Source organism: Leisingera daeponensis, from assembly GCF_019801465.1.
GTDB lineage: Bacteria > Pseudomonadota > Alphaproteobacteria > Rhodobacterales > Rhodobacteraceae > Leisingera > Leisingera daeponensis_A.
In genome coordinates, this window is sequence record NZ_JAHVJA010000001.1 from 455,258 (window position 1) to 470,006 (window position 14,749).

At 63.6% G+C, this 14,749-nt stretch carries 12 protein-coding genes and 1 pseudogene; 7 read left to right on the forward strand and 6 right to left on the reverse strand.

The genetic code is table 11. The features are described 5' to 3' along the window. Window positions 1-4 precede the first annotated feature (4 nt). Complete coding sequence (locus tag KUV26_RS02230) at window positions 5-874, reverse strand: DUF4198 domain-containing protein (protein WP_261399705.1); 870 nt, start codon at window positions 872-874, stop codon at window positions 5-7. Between KUV26_RS02230 and KUV26_RS02235 the strand changes: the two genes are divergently transcribed. After that, window positions 813-1,964, forward strand: a complete 1,152-nt coding sequence (locus tag KUV26_RS02235) for a HupE/UreJ family protein (protein WP_222507174.1) — start codon at window positions 813-815, stop codon at window positions 1,962-1,964. The two genes, KUV26_RS02230 and KUV26_RS02235, sit on opposite strands and share 62 nt — an antisense overlap. Before the next feature lie 26 nt (window positions 1,965-1,990). On the opposite strand, the gene KUV26_RS02240 is transcribed toward KUV26_RS02235, so the two are convergent. Further along, the gene (locus KUV26_RS02240) at window positions 1,991-2,623 is read right to left on the reverse strand and encodes a thiamine phosphate synthase (RefSeq protein ID WP_222502505.1); all 633 of its coding nucleotides are present in this window, start codon (window positions 2,621-2,623) and stop codon (window positions 1,991-1,993) included. A 166-nt stretch (window positions 2,624-2,789) separates the two neighbouring features. Between KUV26_RS02240 and KUV26_RS02245 the strand changes: the two genes are divergently transcribed. The 3 genes from KUV26_RS02245 to KUV26_RS02255 are packed head-to-tail and all read left to right on the forward strand — an operon-like array spanning window position 2,790 to window position 6,221. Beyond that, on the forward strand, window positions 2,790-3,542 hold the full coding sequence (locus KUV26_RS02245; RefSeq protein ID WP_222502506.1) for an RNA methyltransferase: 753 nt from the start codon (window positions 2,790-2,792) through the stop codon (window positions 3,540-3,542). 60 nt (window positions 3,543-3,602) lie between these two features. Beyond that, window positions 3,603-4,748, forward strand: coding sequence for a heme A synthase (gene ctaA, locus KUV26_RS02250; protein ID WP_222507175.1), 1,146 nt, complete (start codon window positions 3,603-3,605; stop codon window positions 4,746-4,748). A 3-nt stretch (window positions 4,749-4,751) separates the two neighbouring features. Next, window positions 4,752-6,221: a carboxypeptidase M32 gene (locus KUV26_RS02255; protein ID WP_222507176.1), complete on the forward strand. Its 1,470-nt coding sequence runs from the start codon at window positions 4,752-4,754 to the stop codon at window positions 6,219-6,221. Between the two features lie 193 nt (window positions 6,222-6,414). Here the strand turns inward: KUV26_RS02255 and KUV26_RS02260 are convergent, their stop codons facing one another. After that, entirely contained in the window at window positions 6,415-6,765 is a 351-nt protein-coding gene (locus KUV26_RS02260) for a DUF6614 family protein (protein ID WP_222507177.1), read from the reverse strand. 129 nt (window positions 6,766-6,894) lie between these two features. Then, window positions 6,895-9,603 carry a DNA gyrase subunit A gene (gene gyrA / locus KUV26_RS02265; RefSeq protein WP_261399731.1) on the reverse strand — a complete coding sequence of 903 codons (2,709 nt, stop codon included), beginning with the start codon at window positions 9,601-9,603 and terminating at the stop codon, window positions 6,895-6,897. A 222-nt stretch (window positions 9,604-9,825) separates the two neighbouring features. Between gyrA and KUV26_RS02270 the strand changes: the two genes are divergently transcribed. Continuing rightward, window positions 9,826-10,095, forward strand: coding sequence for an usg protein (locus tag KUV26_RS02270; RefSeq protein ID WP_222502511.1), 270 nt, complete (start codon window positions 9,826-9,828; stop codon window positions 10,093-10,095). Between the two features lie 572 nt (window positions 10,096-10,667). Here the strand turns inward: KUV26_RS02270 and KUV26_RS02275 are convergent. After that, window positions 10,668-11,159, reverse strand: a pseudogene (locus KUV26_RS02275) (caspase domain-containing protein); the annotation flags it as partial. 352 nt (window positions 11,160-11,511) lie between these two features. Continuing rightward, complete coding sequence (locus KUV26_RS02280; protein ID WP_222507179.1) at window positions 11,512-12,465, reverse strand: radical SAM protein; 954 nt, start codon at window positions 12,463-12,465, stop codon at window positions 11,512-11,514. A gap of 139 nt (window positions 12,466-12,604) precedes the next feature. Between KUV26_RS02280 and zwf the strand changes: the two genes are divergently transcribed. Both zwf and pgl read left to right on the forward strand, forming a co-directional pair. Continuing rightward, entirely contained in the window at window positions 12,605-14,080 is a 1,476-nt protein-coding gene (gene zwf / locus KUV26_RS02285; RefSeq protein WP_222502515.1) for a glucose-6-phosphate dehydrogenase, read from the forward strand. Continuing rightward, complete coding sequence (gene pgl, locus KUV26_RS02290; RefSeq protein ID WP_222507180.1) at window positions 14,077-14,748, forward strand: 6-phosphogluconolactonase; 672 nt, start codon at window positions 14,077-14,079, stop codon at window positions 14,746-14,748. The genes zwf and pgl overlap by 4 nt, the downstream gene beginning before the upstream one ends. Window position 14,749: the final 1 nt, after the last annotated feature.

Consider the following 14,749-nt stretch of genomic DNA (forward strand, 5'->3'; position numbering starts at 1 on the left):
GGCTTCACCGGGGCGGCACGGCGAATGTCAGATCGGCCCAAAGGCTTTCCCATGCGTAATCTTGGCCGACCGGGGCTGGGCGCAGAACCACGGCATCAAGGAGATACCGGTGCCCGGGAAGCACCGGGATGACGGCCTTGCCCTGTGCCTCGGCCGGCAAGGTCGTGACCGTGACGCCCGCGTCCGGCGCCTTGGCAAAGATTTCGATCTGAGCGTGCGGGCGCGGTCTGCCCTGATACAGAACCTGGACGGGCAGCCCCTGCGCCGGATTGCCGGTATAGGGATTGTCCAGGGCAACAATTTCGGTTTCCAGCCCAACGGGGAGATCGGAGCCCGCGCCCTGGCCGACCGCCACCAGCGCCTTGGCAAAGCGGGTGTATTGTTCGGCAAAGCCCGCCTCCGGCAGGCCAAGCGCGCGGTGGCGGGCAGGGATGTCGCCAAACCCCTTGTGGTCAGCAAAGGTCTGGAAATCCTCCCAGGTCTCGTAGACCAGCCGCTGCGGGCGGGTCTGGTGGATGATTACTGCCAGGCCGTCCTGCGCGATACCCGAAGTGAACGCAGGCATATCGCCCATGCGCCCGGCATACGGCGCCGCGGATCCGGCCTGCATCACTTCGAAACGGGCGATACGGTGATCCAGATAGGGCTGCTCGGCCCCCTTGAACAGCTCGCCGTTGCGCAGTCTTGCGGTTACGGGCTCCCCGGATTCCACTTGATATTTCTCCGGCTCAATCCAAAACTCGTGGGATAACGCCGGAGCTGCTGCGACTGCCAGCCCGGCACTGAGAAGTGAGCAGAACAGGCGGTATTGCATGAACGGGTCCTTGGCTGTCAGGCGTGGTGACACTTGGCTGCGGACACTATTTGCGCTCATGTTCTGTGTGGTGGCAATAGCCGCTGCCGCTGCCCGCGCGCATGAGGTCACCCCTGCCATTGCTGATTTCACGGTTCAGGACAGCCGGATCACTCTGAAACTGCGGCTTAACGCCGAGGCCTTTGTAGCCGGCATCAATCTGGACGGCCTGTCGGATACCAACCAGACCGCGCAGTCTGCCGATTATGATGAACTGCGCGCGCTGGGGCCGGCTGAACTGAAGCCGATGGTTCAGCTGTTTGCAGAGGAGTGGCTGGAGAGCTTTTCGGTTCAGGCCGGTGGTCCGGTTGCGCTGCGCGTCGGGCAGATCACCATTCCTGAAGCCGGAAACATCAGCCTGCCGCGGGCGTCCTTCCTGGAGCTGACCGGAGAGGTCCCCGCCGGGAGGGGCAGCCTGCGCATTGCCTGGCCGCTCGGCTCCGGCGGAGTAGTGCTCCGGCAGAACGGGGTGAAGGAACCCTATACCGGCTACTTGCAGGGCGGGGAGACCTCGCCGCCGATTCCGCTTGCAGGAGGCGCGGCCAAAACGCCGGTCGAGGCCTTCATGGAATATCTTCCGGTCGGCTTCACCCACATCCTGCCGAAGGGGCTGGATCATATCCTGTTTGTGCTGGGGCTGTTCTTCCTCAGCCCGCGGGTGAAGCCGCTGCTGTTGCAGGTGAGCCTGTTCACCGTCGCCCATACCATCACCCTGGCGCTGGGCGCGCTGGGCATGGTCAATGTGAACCCCGCCATCGTCGAACCGCTGATTGCGCTGTCGATTGTCTTTGTTGCGGTGGAAAACATCTTCGCCCGGAAGCTGCACGCATGGCGGAGTTTAGTCATCTTAGGCTTCGGCCTGCTGCACGGCCTGGGCTTTGCTACTGTGCTGGGGGAATTCGGCTTGCCTGCCAGCCAGTTCCTGCCTGCACTCATCGGCTTCAACGTTGGCGTGGAACTGGGCCAGCTGGCGGTGATTGCCGCCGCCTACCTCGGCGTGCGCCTGTGGTTCGGGCGGCATCCGAAATACCGCGGCCGGGTGGCGATCCCGGCCTCTGTCACCATCGCGATGATCGGCGGCTACTGGTTTGTGGAGCGGGTGTTTCTGTAAACACCTGCCAAATGCTCAGGAGCAGGTCAGCCCATCGCCCGCATCAGCACCTTGAGCGCCGCCAGCGGGTCTTCCGCGTGCCAGATCTCATCGCCGATGCCAAAGAAATCGGTATGGGGTGCGATGCCGCGCACCAGATCCTCGGTCAGACCGCCCTCGGCCACCACAGGGACCTCGATCATCTGCGACCACCACTGGAACAGATCGGCCTCTGCCTGCGCACCGTCACCCAGGCCGGAGGTGCCGACGGGGCCGAAACTCACGTAATCCGCGCCGGCCTCGCCTGCGACCATGCCGTCATGCTGCGACGCGCCGCAGAAAGTGCCGACAATCGCATCCGGACCCAGCGCCTTGCGGGCGGTGCGCACCGATTTGGACGCATCGGTCAGATGCACGCCGTCCAGCCCCAGCCGCTCGGCCAGGATCTGGTGATCCGAGATCACAAGTGCCACATCGCGCGCCATGGTCACTTCGCGCAGCGCGTCGCCCGCGCGGCTCAGGGTGTCCTCATCGCGGCTGAACAGGTCCAGGCGCACACAGGCGACGTCCACTTCATCCAGCACCCGTGCCAGCAGACCGGGGAATTTGCCCAGCTCGAAACTCGGCGGGGAGATCAGGTAGATCTGCGGCTGCTCGGGTGCGTCAGCAGGGCTTCCCATGATGGTGCTCCATTGTTCAGGCGATTGGACGGTGTTTAGCCGATTTGCTGCGGGACGCAAGGATTTGCGGCGGCGGAACCGCAGGAATCGCAGGCCAGAACCGCGCCGGACCTTGCCCCGCCGCCTTGCGGGCAGTACAGCAGTGCCGATTTTGCCGGAGAACACGATGCCCACCGATACGCCCCAGCCCGCCTTTGTCCTTGTCCGCCCGCAGATGGGCGAGAATATCGGTGCCGCCGCGCGGGCGATGTGGAACTTCGGCCTCGACCGGATGCGCATCGTGGCGCCGCGCGACGGCTGGCCGAACCCCAAAGCGGTGGCGATGTCTTCCGGCGCTGGACGCCTGCTGGACGAGGCGCAGCTCTGTGCTGACGTGCCGGAGGCGCTGGGCGACTGTACCTATGTCTTTGCCACCACCGCCCGCCAGCGCGGGCTGACCAAACCGGTCTACAGCCCTGAGCGCGCGATGCAGATCGCGGCACAGAAGATCGCGTCGGGCGAGAAGGTCGCGGTGATGTTCGGCCCCGAGCGCGCGGGCCTCGAGAACGAGGATATCGCCAAGGCCAATGCCATCATCTCGGTGCCTGTAAACCCGCTTTACGCCTCGCTGAACCTGGGTCAATGCGTGCTGCTGACCGGTTATGAATGGATGCGCCAGTCCGCGGAGGTGGTGCATGAAACCACCGATCTGGGCCGCAAGGGCGAATGGGCGAGCGGCGTTGAGGTCGAGAAGCTGGTGGAGCATTACGAGGAGCGGCTGGACGCCGCGGGTTTCTTCTTCCCGCCGGAGAAGGCCGAGGGCATGAAGACCAATCTGCGCAACTTGTGGTCGCGGATGCGGATGACCCGCTCCGATGTGCAGATGCTGCATGGCATCATGCGGCAGATGGTCCGCTGGAAAGAGCGCGGCGGCGAATAAGCCGCTCTGGACCATTTCTGAAACCGCCCCTAGCTTGGCAGCAGAAACAAAGAGGCAAGCATGAGCAAGCGCAGCATTTTCGAAGAGGTCGAGGGCGAGAAGAAGGATGCGCCCGCGGTGCAACCGGGGCTGATCGACCGCGGCCGCGGCGGCGCCCGCAAGGCGATCCGCGCCTGGCTGATGGTCCTGTTTGCGCTGGTGGTTGCGATGATCGTGGTGGGCGGGCTGACCCGGCTGACCGACAGCGGCCTGTCGATCACCGAATGGCGGCCGGTGACCGGGGCCATCCCGCCGATGTCGGAGGCCGAATGGCAGGCGGAGTTCGACAAGTACAAGGAAATCGACCAGTGGCGCATCCAGAACCAGTGGATGGAACTGTCTGATTTCAAATCGATCTATTGGTGGGAGTGGGGCCACCGCCAGCTGGGCCGTTTCATTGGCGTGGTCTGGGTGGTTGGGTTCCTCGGCTTTCTTGCAGCGCGCAAGATCCCGGCAGGCTGGACCGGCCGGCTGCTGCTGCCCGGTGTCCTCGGCGGCGTGCAGGGCGCCATCGGCTGGTGGATGGTGGCCTCTGGCGTGACCCTGGGCGAGGGGATGACTGCGGTGGCTTCCTACCGGCTGGCCGTGCATCTGGGGCTGGCGTTCGTGATCCTTGGCTTCATCGCCTGGTATGTGCTGATGCTGGGCCGCGAGGAGCGCGAGCTGATGCAGGCGCGCCGCGCCAAGGAGGCGAAGCTGTTCAGCCTGTCGACCGGCCTGATGCATTTCGCCTTCCTGCAGATCCTGCTGGGGGCGCTGGTGGCGGGTATCGACGCGGGCCGCTCCTACACCGACTGGCCGCTGATGGGCGGGCAGGTGATCCCGCCGAACCCCTTCATGATCGAGCCGGTCTGGAAAAACTTCTTTGAAAACCCCGGTCTGGTGCAGTTCATCCACCGGGTTGCGGGCTACCTGCTGTTTGCCTTTGGCGCGGTGGCCTGGCTGCGCGGCCGCGGCTCTGCCCATGCGCGGACACGCTTTGCTTTCAATACTGTGTTCGCGGCGCTGTCGGTGCAGGTGCTGCTGGGGATCATCACCGTGATCTACGCCGCGCCGCTGCACGCCGCGATCACCCATCAGCTGGTGGCAATCGGCGTCTGGGCGCTGATCCTGCGCGCGCGCTTCCTGTCTGCCTATCCCATTGCAACCTCGATCAAGGATCATTGACCCATGAGCGCATTTGACGAACTGATGGCCTTCCAGCGCGAAACCCAGGCGCTGGGGCAGATTGCAGGCCGTCTGGGCTGGGATCAGGAAACCATGATGCCGCGCGGGGCGGCGCCGCAGCGGGGCGAGGAGATGGCCGCGATGGAGGCGGTGCTGCACGCCCGCCGCAGCGACCCGCGGGTCGCGGAGTGGCTGGAGCAGGCGGTGGCCCCGAATGAGGCCGGCGAGGCGCAGCTGCGGGAGATCCGCCGCAGCTATGAGCGGACGGTCAAGGTTCCCGCCGATCTGGCCAAGAAGATTGCTCAGGTCACGTCTGTCGCGCAGGGCCAATGGGCCGCGGCGCGGGCGGATGAGGATGTGGCGGCTTTTGTGCCGGTGCTGGAGGAAGTGGTCGCGCTGAAACGCGAGGAAGGCCTGGCGCTGGCCGCGGGCGGCGACGTCTATGACGCCATGGTCGAGGATTATGAGCATGGCATGACCGGGGCCGCAATCGCGGAGATTTTCGATGCCATGCGCCCCGGATTGGTGGAGCTGCGCGCGAAAGTGCTGGCGAAGCCCGCGCCGAAGGGCCTGACTGGCACTTTTGACGAAGCCGCGCAGATGAAGCTGACCCGCAAGCTCGCCAAGCAGTTCGGCTATGACATGTCCCATGGCCGGGTCGACAAGGCGGTGCATCCGTTCTGTTCCGGCGCGGGCCTGGATGTGCGGATCACCACGCGGACAAGCGAGACTGATCCGTTTAACTGCTTCTATTCCACCATTCATGAGGTCGGCCACGCGGCCTATGAGCAGAACATCAGCCGCGATTATCTGCTGACCCCGTTGGGCCGCGGCGTGTCTATGGGTGTGCATGAAAGCCAGAGCCGGATCTATGAGAACCAGATCGGCCGCAGCCGTGCCTTTACCGGCTGGCTGTTCGGGGAGATGAAAGACGCCTTTGGAGATTTTGGTGTTGCGGATGCGGATGCCTTCTATGCTGCCGTCAACGCGGTGCATAAGGGCTATATCCGGACGGAAGCGGATGAGCTGCAATACAACCTCCATATCATGATGCGGTTCGGTCTGGAGCGCGCTCTGATGAGCGGCGATCTGGCGGTGAAGGATCTGGAAGCGGCCTGGAACGACCGGTTCGAGGCGGACTTTGGGTATGCCGTCGACAAACCGTCCAATGGCTGTTTGCAGGATGTGCACTGGTCGGTCGGCCTGTTCGGCTATTTCCCGACCTACACGCTGGGCAATGTCTATGCCGGCTGCCTGTATCAGGCGCTGCGCCGGGATGTGCCGGGGTTGGATGCAGAACTGGCTGATGGCAGCACCGAAGGCGCGACCAGCTGGCTGAAAGAGAACCTGCAGCAGCACGGCGGGTTGCGCAGCCCGCGCGACACCATCGTGCATGCGTCGGGCATGGAGCCAAGCCACGCGCCGCTGCTGGCCTATCTCGAAGAGAAGTTCAGCCTGCTCTACGATCTCTGAGTCGGCACTGCATAACGGCTAAGGCCTTCTGGCGGCAGCGGAAAACCCGCTGCCCCGGAAATGCCGTATTTTAACAGTATTCTCTTAATCCTTGGGGCGTGAGTAAGAGAGTAATCCGATGCATACAGCCGTCGCCTACCTGATTTTTGCCAGTTATGTACTGGGAGCCACCCTGGTCTGAGGCATATGCCCGTCAGATCAGCGCCATCCGCTCCGCCCGTTCCGGATCCGGGAAGGGCCGGTAAAGGCCGATGTCCGCTGCGGCGATCAATGCTCTGACATGGGAATAGAGTTTCTCGACTTCCTCGTCGTGCTCGCCCAGAACCCGGAATGCCTGATCCAGCTGGGTCATGTCCTTGAATTCTATTTCCAGGAGGAAGTCGCGGCAATTGTCGCTGGCCATGTCCAGCTTGCGGCGCAGCAGGCGCCAGCTTTGGATTGCGCCGCGTTCGTGCAGATATCCCATCCATTGATCGACCGCGCTGGCAAAACTCAGCGCCTTGGCCTCGTGATGCAGGTCGATGGAGCAGTGGTACAAGTTCATTGGGGTATTCCCTTCATGAGAAATCAGAACTTGACCGTAACAATACCTAAGATCCGTTAGGGGGCCGTTAACACTGCGAACGCCGCCCCGGCAACGGGACGGCGTTCAATCTGTTTATTCAGAAGGGGCTTATTCCTCGCCGCCGTCCTCATCTTCGCCGTTTTCGGCAATCCAGGCGACCGAGACGACCTCTTCGCCCTTGCCGGTGTTGAACACCCGCACGCCGCCGGCCGAACGCGACCGGAAGGAGATGCCGTCGACCGGCACCCGGATCGACTGGCCCTTGGAGGTGGCGAGCATGATCTGGTCATCCAGTTCGACCGGGAAGGAGGCAACGATCTCGCCGCCGCGCATCGCCTTGTCCATCGCGGTGACTCCCATGCCGCCGCGGCCGCGCACCGGGTAGTCGTGCGAGGACGACAGTTTGCCGGAGCCGCCGGTGGTGATGGTCAGGATCAGGTTCTCGGCTGCCGACATCTCTGCATAAAGCTCGGTCGAGAAGTTCGGATCCTCCGGCGCATCCTCATCCGAAGCCTCGGCCTCGTCGGTCAGACCGGCCATGGCCCGGCGCATCTTGAGGTAGGCGGTGCGCTGCTCCGGTGTGTATTTGGAGTGGCGGATCACCGACATCGACACAACGCTGTCCTCGCCGGTCAGCTTGATGCCGCGGACACCGGTGGATTCGCGCGAGTTGAACACGCGGACGTCGGTGGAGCGGAAGCGGATGGCGCGGCCCGAATTGGTGAACAGCATCACGTCGTCGTCTTCCGAGCAGATGCGCACGTTCACCAGCTGGACGGAGCCGTCCTCGGGCAGTTTCATCGCGATCTTGCCGTTGCGGCGGACGTTGGTGAAATCCGACAGCCGGTTGCGGCGCACGTCGCCGCCGGAGGTGGCAAAGACAACCTGCAGGTTTTCCCATTCCTCGTCCGGCACATCGACCGGCATGATGGCGGCAATCGACACGCCCGGCGGGATCGGCAGGATGTTGACGATCGCCTTGCCCTTGGAGGTGCGGCCGCCCTGCGGCAGGCGCCAGGTCTTCAGCTTGTAAACCATGCCGTCGGTGGTGAAGAATAGAAGCTGGGTATGGGTATTGGCCACGAAGAGGGTGGTGATCACGTCCTCTTCCTTGGTCTGCATCCCCGACACGCCTTTGCCGCCGCGTTTCTGGGCGCGGAAGTCGGCCAGCGGGGTGCGCTTGATGTAGCCGCCGGAGGTCACGGTCACCACCATGTCCTCGCGCTCGATCAGGTCCTCGTCCTCCATGTCGCCGGACCAGTCGACGATCTCGGTGCGGCGCGGCACGGCGAAATTGTCGCGCACTTCGCGCAGCTCATCGCCGATGATACCCATGATGCGCTCGCGCGAGGACAGGATCTCAAGGTATTCCTTGATCTTGCGGGCCAGCTCTTCCAGCTCGTCGGTGACTTCCTTCACGCCGATCTGGGTCAGGCGCTGCAGGCGCAGCTCGAGGATGGCGCGGGCCTGGGTTTCCGACAGGTTGTAGGTCCCGTCGTCGTTCATGGTGTGGGTCGGATCGTCGATCAGGCGGATGTAGGCCGCGATGTCGGAGGCCGGCCAGCGGCGGGTCATCAGCTTTTCGCGCGCCTCGGCGGCGTCGGCGGAGGAGCGGATGGTAGCGACGATTTCGTCGACGTTGGAGACGGCAACAGCCAGACCGCAGAGGATATGGCTGCGTTCGCGCGCCTTGCGCAGCTCATACGCGGTCCGCCGTGCCACCACATCTTCGCGGAAGTCGATGAAGGAGGTGAGGAACCTGCGCAGCGTCAGCTGTTCCGGCCGGCCGCCGTTGAGCGCCAGCATGTTGCAGCCGAAGGACGTCTGCATCGGGGTGAAGCGGAACAGCTGGTTCAGCACCACCTCGGGCGTTGCGTCGCGCTTCAGCTCGACAACCACCCGCACGCCGTTGCGGTCGGATTCGTCCTGCACATGGGCGACGCCTTCGATCTTCTTCTCGCGGACTTGTTCCGCGATCTTCTCGATCATCGCGGCCTTGTTCACCTGATAGGGAATCTCATCCACGACAATGGCATAACGGTCCTTGCGGATCTCCTCGACGCGGGTTTTCGAGCGGATGACCACGCTGCCGCGGCCCTCGAGATAGGCCTTGCGGGCGCCGGAGCGGCCCAGCATCACGCCGCCGGTCGGGAAATCGGGGCCGGGGATATACTCGATCAGCTGTTCGCTGGTCAGATCCGGGTCCTCGATCAGTGCCAGCGTTGCATCGACCACTTCGCCCAGGTTGTGCGGCGGGATGTTCGTCGCCATGCCGACGGCGATGCCGCCGGCGCCGTTGACCAGCATGTTCGGGAAGCGGGCCGGCAGCACGGTGGGCTCGCGGTCCTTGCCGTCGTAGTTGTCCTGGAAATCGACGGTTTCTTTCTCGATATCCGCCAGGATCGCCGCGGCGGGCTTGTCCATGCGCACCTCGGTGTAGCGCATCGCCGCCGGGTTGTCGCCGTCCATCGAGCCGAAGTTGCCCTGGCCGTCCAGCAGCGGCAGCGACATCGAGAAGTCCTGCGCCATCCGCACCAGCGCGTCGTAGATCGCGCTGTCCCCGTGCGGGTGGTATTTACCCATCACGTCGCCCACGGGGCGCGCCGACTTGCGGTAGGCCTTGTCGTGAGTGTTGCCGGATTCGTGCATCGCGTAAAGAATCCGGCGGTGCACCGGTTTCAGCCCGTCCCGCAGGTCCGGAATCGCGCGGCTGACGATGACCGACATCGCATAGTCGAGATACGAGTTGCGCATCTCGGTCTCGATGGAGACCGTCGGCCCATGATAAGCCGGGCGTTCCGGCTTGTTTTCTTCCATGTTTTCAGGAGTTTCCGGCGTATCGCTCACGTTGGCTGCCCGCTCTTTCTTCTGGGTCTATATATTGTGTTCGCACCCTATCAGATACCGTATATGGGGCGCAAGCACACAGCCCCGAAAGCCTCGATCCGCCGGCTCACGCAATGGTAACGCACTGTTTTTGAGGAAATTAACCAATTGCACTCTAGCATCATCAGAAGGGGGTAAAATTGGAGGCTAGAGATGGAGACCAGTGAAACCGAACTGATGCTCAAGGGATACGGGCTGACCACAGCAGAATTCACCTATCACATGCCGGATCATATCCATGTGCTGAACACCTTCGTGTGGCAGCAGTACGATCTGGCGCCGGACCACCCGAAGCTGTTCGAGTTCATCGAATTCTGGCAGCGCGAAATCGAGGGGCCGCTGCATTCGGTGCGGTTCAATCACCGAAAGATGATCGGCCCCGGAGAATGGCGCAATGTTGTCGGAGAGTTCCAGATCCACTGAGCGGGGTCAGCGCCAGGCATAGACCGCGCAGCCGGTGGAGCCGCTGGCGGTGAAACTGCGCCCGTCCGCGGCCAGCCGGCCGGGCCATGTCACGGTAATGCCCGGAAAATAGTCGGTGCCGTTGAGCTGCTGGCCGTTCAGGTAGACCTCGGTATTGGCATTCTGGCCCAGTGAATCGCTGAGGCGCCCGCCAGCGGAGCCGCTGCTGCTGCGGCAGGCGCCGGAGCGGAGGCGGGCGCGGGCTTGCAGTTCTTTCCGGATGTCCGGCGGTGTTCCTCCAGCGCATGCGCGGTGCCGAGTTCGCCAGCGCCAAGGCGGGTCTCTGCCGCGGCAAGATAGGCCGCAAAGGCGCTGCGGGTTCTTGGCCCGGCTATGCCATCCGGGCGCCCGGCCGGACGCCGTCCGGGCATCCGATGCTGTTCAGCGCCGCCTGTGTTTACCGCATCACTTCACGTGAGTCCGGTATGACCGGGACGGAAGGCATTTCCGAGGTTTGCCGGGCAGGAGCGTCCGGTCGCGGAAGAGATGTCTCCAAACCCTGTCTCAGTTGCAGCGCCACCGTGTAAGTGTATTCATCCTCGCGGCCTGTGTAGCCTTCCAGAAACCTGGATGTGCTGCACGGTCAGGGCCAGATCGCGCACCTCGCGCCGAAGGCCGGCGGCCAGAGTGCGCAGTTCGAGGCCCAGTTCGGACTGCAGCGGCAGCAACGCGCGGGTGAAATCCGAGTTTTCCGACGTGTCGTCCTCGTTACGCCGGTCCAGCGCCAGCCGGCCGGCCCCGGCGGAGAAGATCACGAACGTGCCCTGCGGGGCGGCGATCCGGCCCAAGCCGCGGGTGGTGCTGATGCTGCGGCCCTCGACCAGTTTGAACGGATTGTTGCGGCAGGCGTCGATGAACACCACGGCAGACCGGGTGCCGGTTTTGCGGACGCGGTCCAGAAGGTCCGAAAGCGCGATGGATTTGGATGTCGCAAAGGCGCTGCCACCGGCGCTGGGGGCCGCTATGTCCGTGGGCAGCAGGTAATTCTCGCCGTCGATCTCGACCCCGTGACTAGCGAAGAAGACAAAGGCCGCATCGCCGGGTTACAGCCGGGCGGTGAATTCGGAAATATCCCGGTTCAGACCGCGGCGGTCCTGATCCAGGGCCGCGGTGACGGTGAAGCCAAGCTCATTCAGCTTCGTGCCGATCGCCTGCGCATCCGCCCGCGCCTAGGCCAGAGCCGGAACATCGGAATAGTCGTTGTTGCCGATGATCAGGGCCATCCGGTTCTGTGCAATTGCAGAAACCGGCAGAAGGCAAGGCAGGAGAGAAAACAGGAAACGCATGACACAACACCACGGAAGACAAAACGGCTCATGGGGCCATCCTGCGCCGGAAAGGTCAAAACAGCTTTGCTCCGACCCGCGGCCCGGCCGGTTATGCTGAACAGCTGGCCCCGCCCAGGACGCAGAATTTGGCGCAATGGGGGTGGTTCAGCTGGACCGGCCGCTCGGCTTCTTCCAGGGTTTGCCCCAGCTCGAACTCCGGCGAATAGGGCAGCAGGGTGCAGGCCAGAACGGCCGGTGCGCCAGCCCCCTTGCGCTTTACCACCATGCGGGAGGACGCGCACATCACGCTGTCCGGGGATTTATTCAGAATGCCCCAGCAAGCGGTTGTAATTTCGGGCACTTCCACGGTTTCATCCATTTCCGGGAACAGCACGGTCTGGCCCGGATCCTGCGCGTCAATGGCAAAGCCGTGTTCGGCAAACAGCGCAGCATAGCCGGCGCGGGCCTCGGCATCTGTCTCGCCCCAGACGGTGCGGCCTGCCACGGCCATTGCAAAACCGTTGTCCTGCAGCCATTCCATGCCTTCGATGGTCTTGGCAAAGCTGCCCGCACCGCGCTCTTTGTCGTGCAGTTCGGCGCTGTGGTGGTCGACCGAGATCCGCAGGGTCAGCTTGTCCCCGAAGTCTTCCAGCAGGGCCAGCAAGCCCGCCTTGACCGTCTTGCGCATCATCGGGCGCATGGCATTGGTGAGGATCAGAACCTCAAAACCGCGCTCCAGCGCGGCACGGGCCATCGGGATCATCTCGGGGTTCATGAACGGCTCGCCGCCGGTGAAACCGATTTCCCGGACTGGCCAGTTTCGGTCCTCGATCTGGTCGAGATACCCCTTCACTTCGGCTTCGGTCAGGTAGACCAGCGCGTCATTGGTCGGGGAGCTCAGAATGTAGCAGTTGCTGCATTCGATATTGCACAGGGTGCCGGTGTTGAACCAAAGCGTTTCCGGATGGCTGAGCGGCACTGAGGCGCGCTGCTGACCGTCTGCCGTCACAAAGGCGTCTTGGAACTTGCCTAGGTTCGCGGCAGATTTTTGCAGGTCTTTCATGCGGATGTCCTTTGGGGCAGTTCCTTTCGCCGGAAGCTACCTTATACTGGGCAGGAAATGAAAGCAGCCGGGCGGGCACATGACAGGGATGTGAGCGGCAGTGTGCCGCGCCTGACCGGCGCAGACGGGAAGAATAAGAATGGTTTCGCGTGTGATACCGGTCGATCCGTTTGACCTGGTGATTTTTGGCGGTACTGGCGATCTTGCGCAGCGCAAGATCCTGCCGGCGCTGTTCCGCCGCCATTGCGCCGGTCAGCTGACCGGGGCAGAGCGGATCATCGGCGCCGCGCGCACCAGCCTGACAAGCGAGGAATACCGCACCGTCGTGGCCGAAGCGGTGCGCGCTCACGCCGGGCCAAAGGCCTGCGGCGGCGGCGCGCTGGAGGCCTTTCTGGAGCGGATAAGCTATGTCGCACTGGATGCCCTGGGCGAAGAGGGCTGGCAGGAGCTGAGCCGCCAGCTCCGCCCTTCAGATGATGTGCCGATCCGCATGTTCTATTTCTCGGTGGGGCCTGGCCTGTTCGGCCCGCTGGCGGAGCGGCTGCACCGGCACGGGCTGGCCAATGCGGATGCCCGGATCGTTGTAGAGAAACCCTTCGGCCATGACCTTGCCTCTGCGCGGGAGCTGAACCGGACGCTGGCAGGCCATTTCGGCGAAGGCCAGATCTACCGGATCGACCATTACCTGGGCAAGGAAACCGTGCAGAACCTGATGGCGGTCCGCTTCGGCAACATGCTGTTCGAGCCGCTGTGGAACAGCCAGTATGTCGACCACATCCAGATCACCGTGGCGGAAACCGTCGGTGTGGAGGGGCGCGAGGAATATTATGAGCGCGCCGGCGCCATGCGCGACATGATGCAGAACCACCTGATGCAGCTTCTCTGCCTGATCGCTATGGAGCCGCCGGCCAAGTTCGACCCGGATGCGGTGCGCGACGAAAAGCTCAAGGTGATCCGGGCGCTGGACCCGGTGGAGCCGCACCACATCGTGCGGGGCCAGTACCAGGCACGGCTGGATCCGGAGGCGCCGCACCCGTCCTACCGCGGCCTGGTCGGCAACCCGCGCAGCACGACTGAGAGCTATGTGGCGCTCAAGGCGCATATCAGCAACTGGCGGTGGGCGGGCACACCGTTCTATCTGCGCACGGGGAAGCGGCTGGTGAACCGGTCTTCGGTCATCAACGTGATGTTCAAGGATGCGCCGCATTCGATTTTCGGAGCAGAGGCCGGGCGCCATGCCAACCACTTGAAAATCCGCCTGCAGCCGAACGAGGGTATCACGCTCAGCGTGACCATCAAGGAGCCGGGGCAGGGCGGCATGCGGCTGATTGACGTGCCTCTGGACATGAGTTTTGCCGAGGCGCTGGGACCCGAGGGCGGCGATCCGCCGGATGCCTATGAACGGCTCATCATGGATGTTGTGCGCGGCAACCAGACGTTGTTTATGCGAGGCGATGAGGTCGAGGCCGCCTGGGGCTGGACGGATCCGGTTATTGCGGGCTGGAAGTCCCGGGGCGATGTGCCTAAACCCTATGAGAGCGGCAGCACCGGTCCCGGAGATGCCGATTTGCTGATGCGCCGTGACGGGCGGGAATGGAGGGGGATTAACCCATGAAATTCAACGAATACCCTGATCAGGACATGCTGGCGATTGAGGTTGCGAACGAGATCGCCGGGGATCTGAAGACCCATTTGCTGCATCAAGACACGGTGTCTTTTGCGGTTGCGGGCGGCACCACGCCGGGACTGATCTTCGACGACCTTTGCGCCGCTGATATCGATTGGGACCGGGTGCATGTGATGGCGACGGATGAGCGCTGGGTGCCGCAGGACAATGCCCGCTCCAACGCGGCGATGATCCGCAAGCGGCTGCTGCAGAACCGGGCCGCAGCGGCGCAGTTTCTGCCGTTCCATGTGCCGGGGCGCGAGCCCGAGGATGTTCTGGCTGAGCTGGAAAGCCGAGTGGTGCCTGAGCTGCCGCTGTCGGTGCTGCTGCTGGGCATGGGGGAGGATATGCACACCGCCTCGCTGTTTCCCGGTGCTGCCGGCATAGAGGCGGCGCTGGCGGCGGATGCACCGCCGCTGGCGGTGATGCGTCCGGACAGCCAGCCGGAAGCGCGGATCACTCTGACGGCAAGGGTCCTGGATGCGGCGATTGCCAAGCATCTGGTGATTTTCGGCGATGCCAAGCGCGAGGCGCTGGAACAGGCGATGGCTCTGCCGCCGGAAAACGCTCCGGTTCAGGCTGTTCTGTCCGAGGTGTCCGTCCATTGGGCGCCTTGAA

Coding starts and splice junctions, on each gene's coding strand:
- zwf (WP_222502515.1), top strand. CDS start 12,605: ATGGTTTCGCGTGTGATACCGGTCGATCCGTTTGACCTGGTGATTTTT.
- KUV26_RS02270 (WP_222502511.1), top strand. CDS start 9,826: ATGGAGACCAGTGAAACCGAACTGATGCTCAAGGGATACGGGCTGACC.
- KUV26_RS02235 (WP_222507174.1), top strand. CDS start 813: ATGAACGGGTCCTTGGCTGTCAGGCGTGGTGACACTTGGCTGCGGACA.
- KUV26_RS02255 (WP_222507176.1), top strand. CDS start 4,752: ATGAGCGCATTTGACGAACTGATGGCCTTCCAGCGCGAAACCCAGGCG.
- KUV26_RS02245 (WP_222502506.1), top strand. CDS start 2,790: ATGCCCACCGATACGCCCCAGCCCGCCTTTGTCCTTGTCCGCCCGCAG.
- ctaA (WP_222507175.1), top strand. CDS start 3,603: ATGAGCAAGCGCAGCATTTTCGAAGAGGTCGAGGGCGAGAAGAAGGAT.
- KUV26_RS02230 (WP_261399705.1), bottom strand. CDS start 874: ATGAGCGCAAATAGTGTCCGCAGCCAAGTGTCACCACGCCTGACAGCC.
- KUV26_RS02280 (WP_222507179.1), bottom strand. CDS start 12,465: ATGAAAGACCTGCAAAAATCTGCCGCGAACCTAGGCAAGTTCCAAGAC.
- KUV26_RS02240 (WP_222502505.1), bottom strand. CDS start 2,623: ATGGGAAGCCCTGCTGACGCACCCGAGCAGCCGCAGATCTACCTGATC.
- gyrA (WP_261399731.1), bottom strand. CDS start 9,603: ATGGAAGAAAACAAGCCGGAACGCCCGGCTTATCATGGGCCGACGGTC.
- pgl (WP_222507180.1), top strand. CDS start 14,077: ATGAAATTCAACGAATACCCTGATCAGGACATGCTGGCGATTGAGGTT.
- KUV26_RS02260 (WP_222507177.1), bottom strand. CDS start 6,765: ATGAACTTGTACCACTGCTCCATCGACCTGCATCACGAGGCCAAGGCG.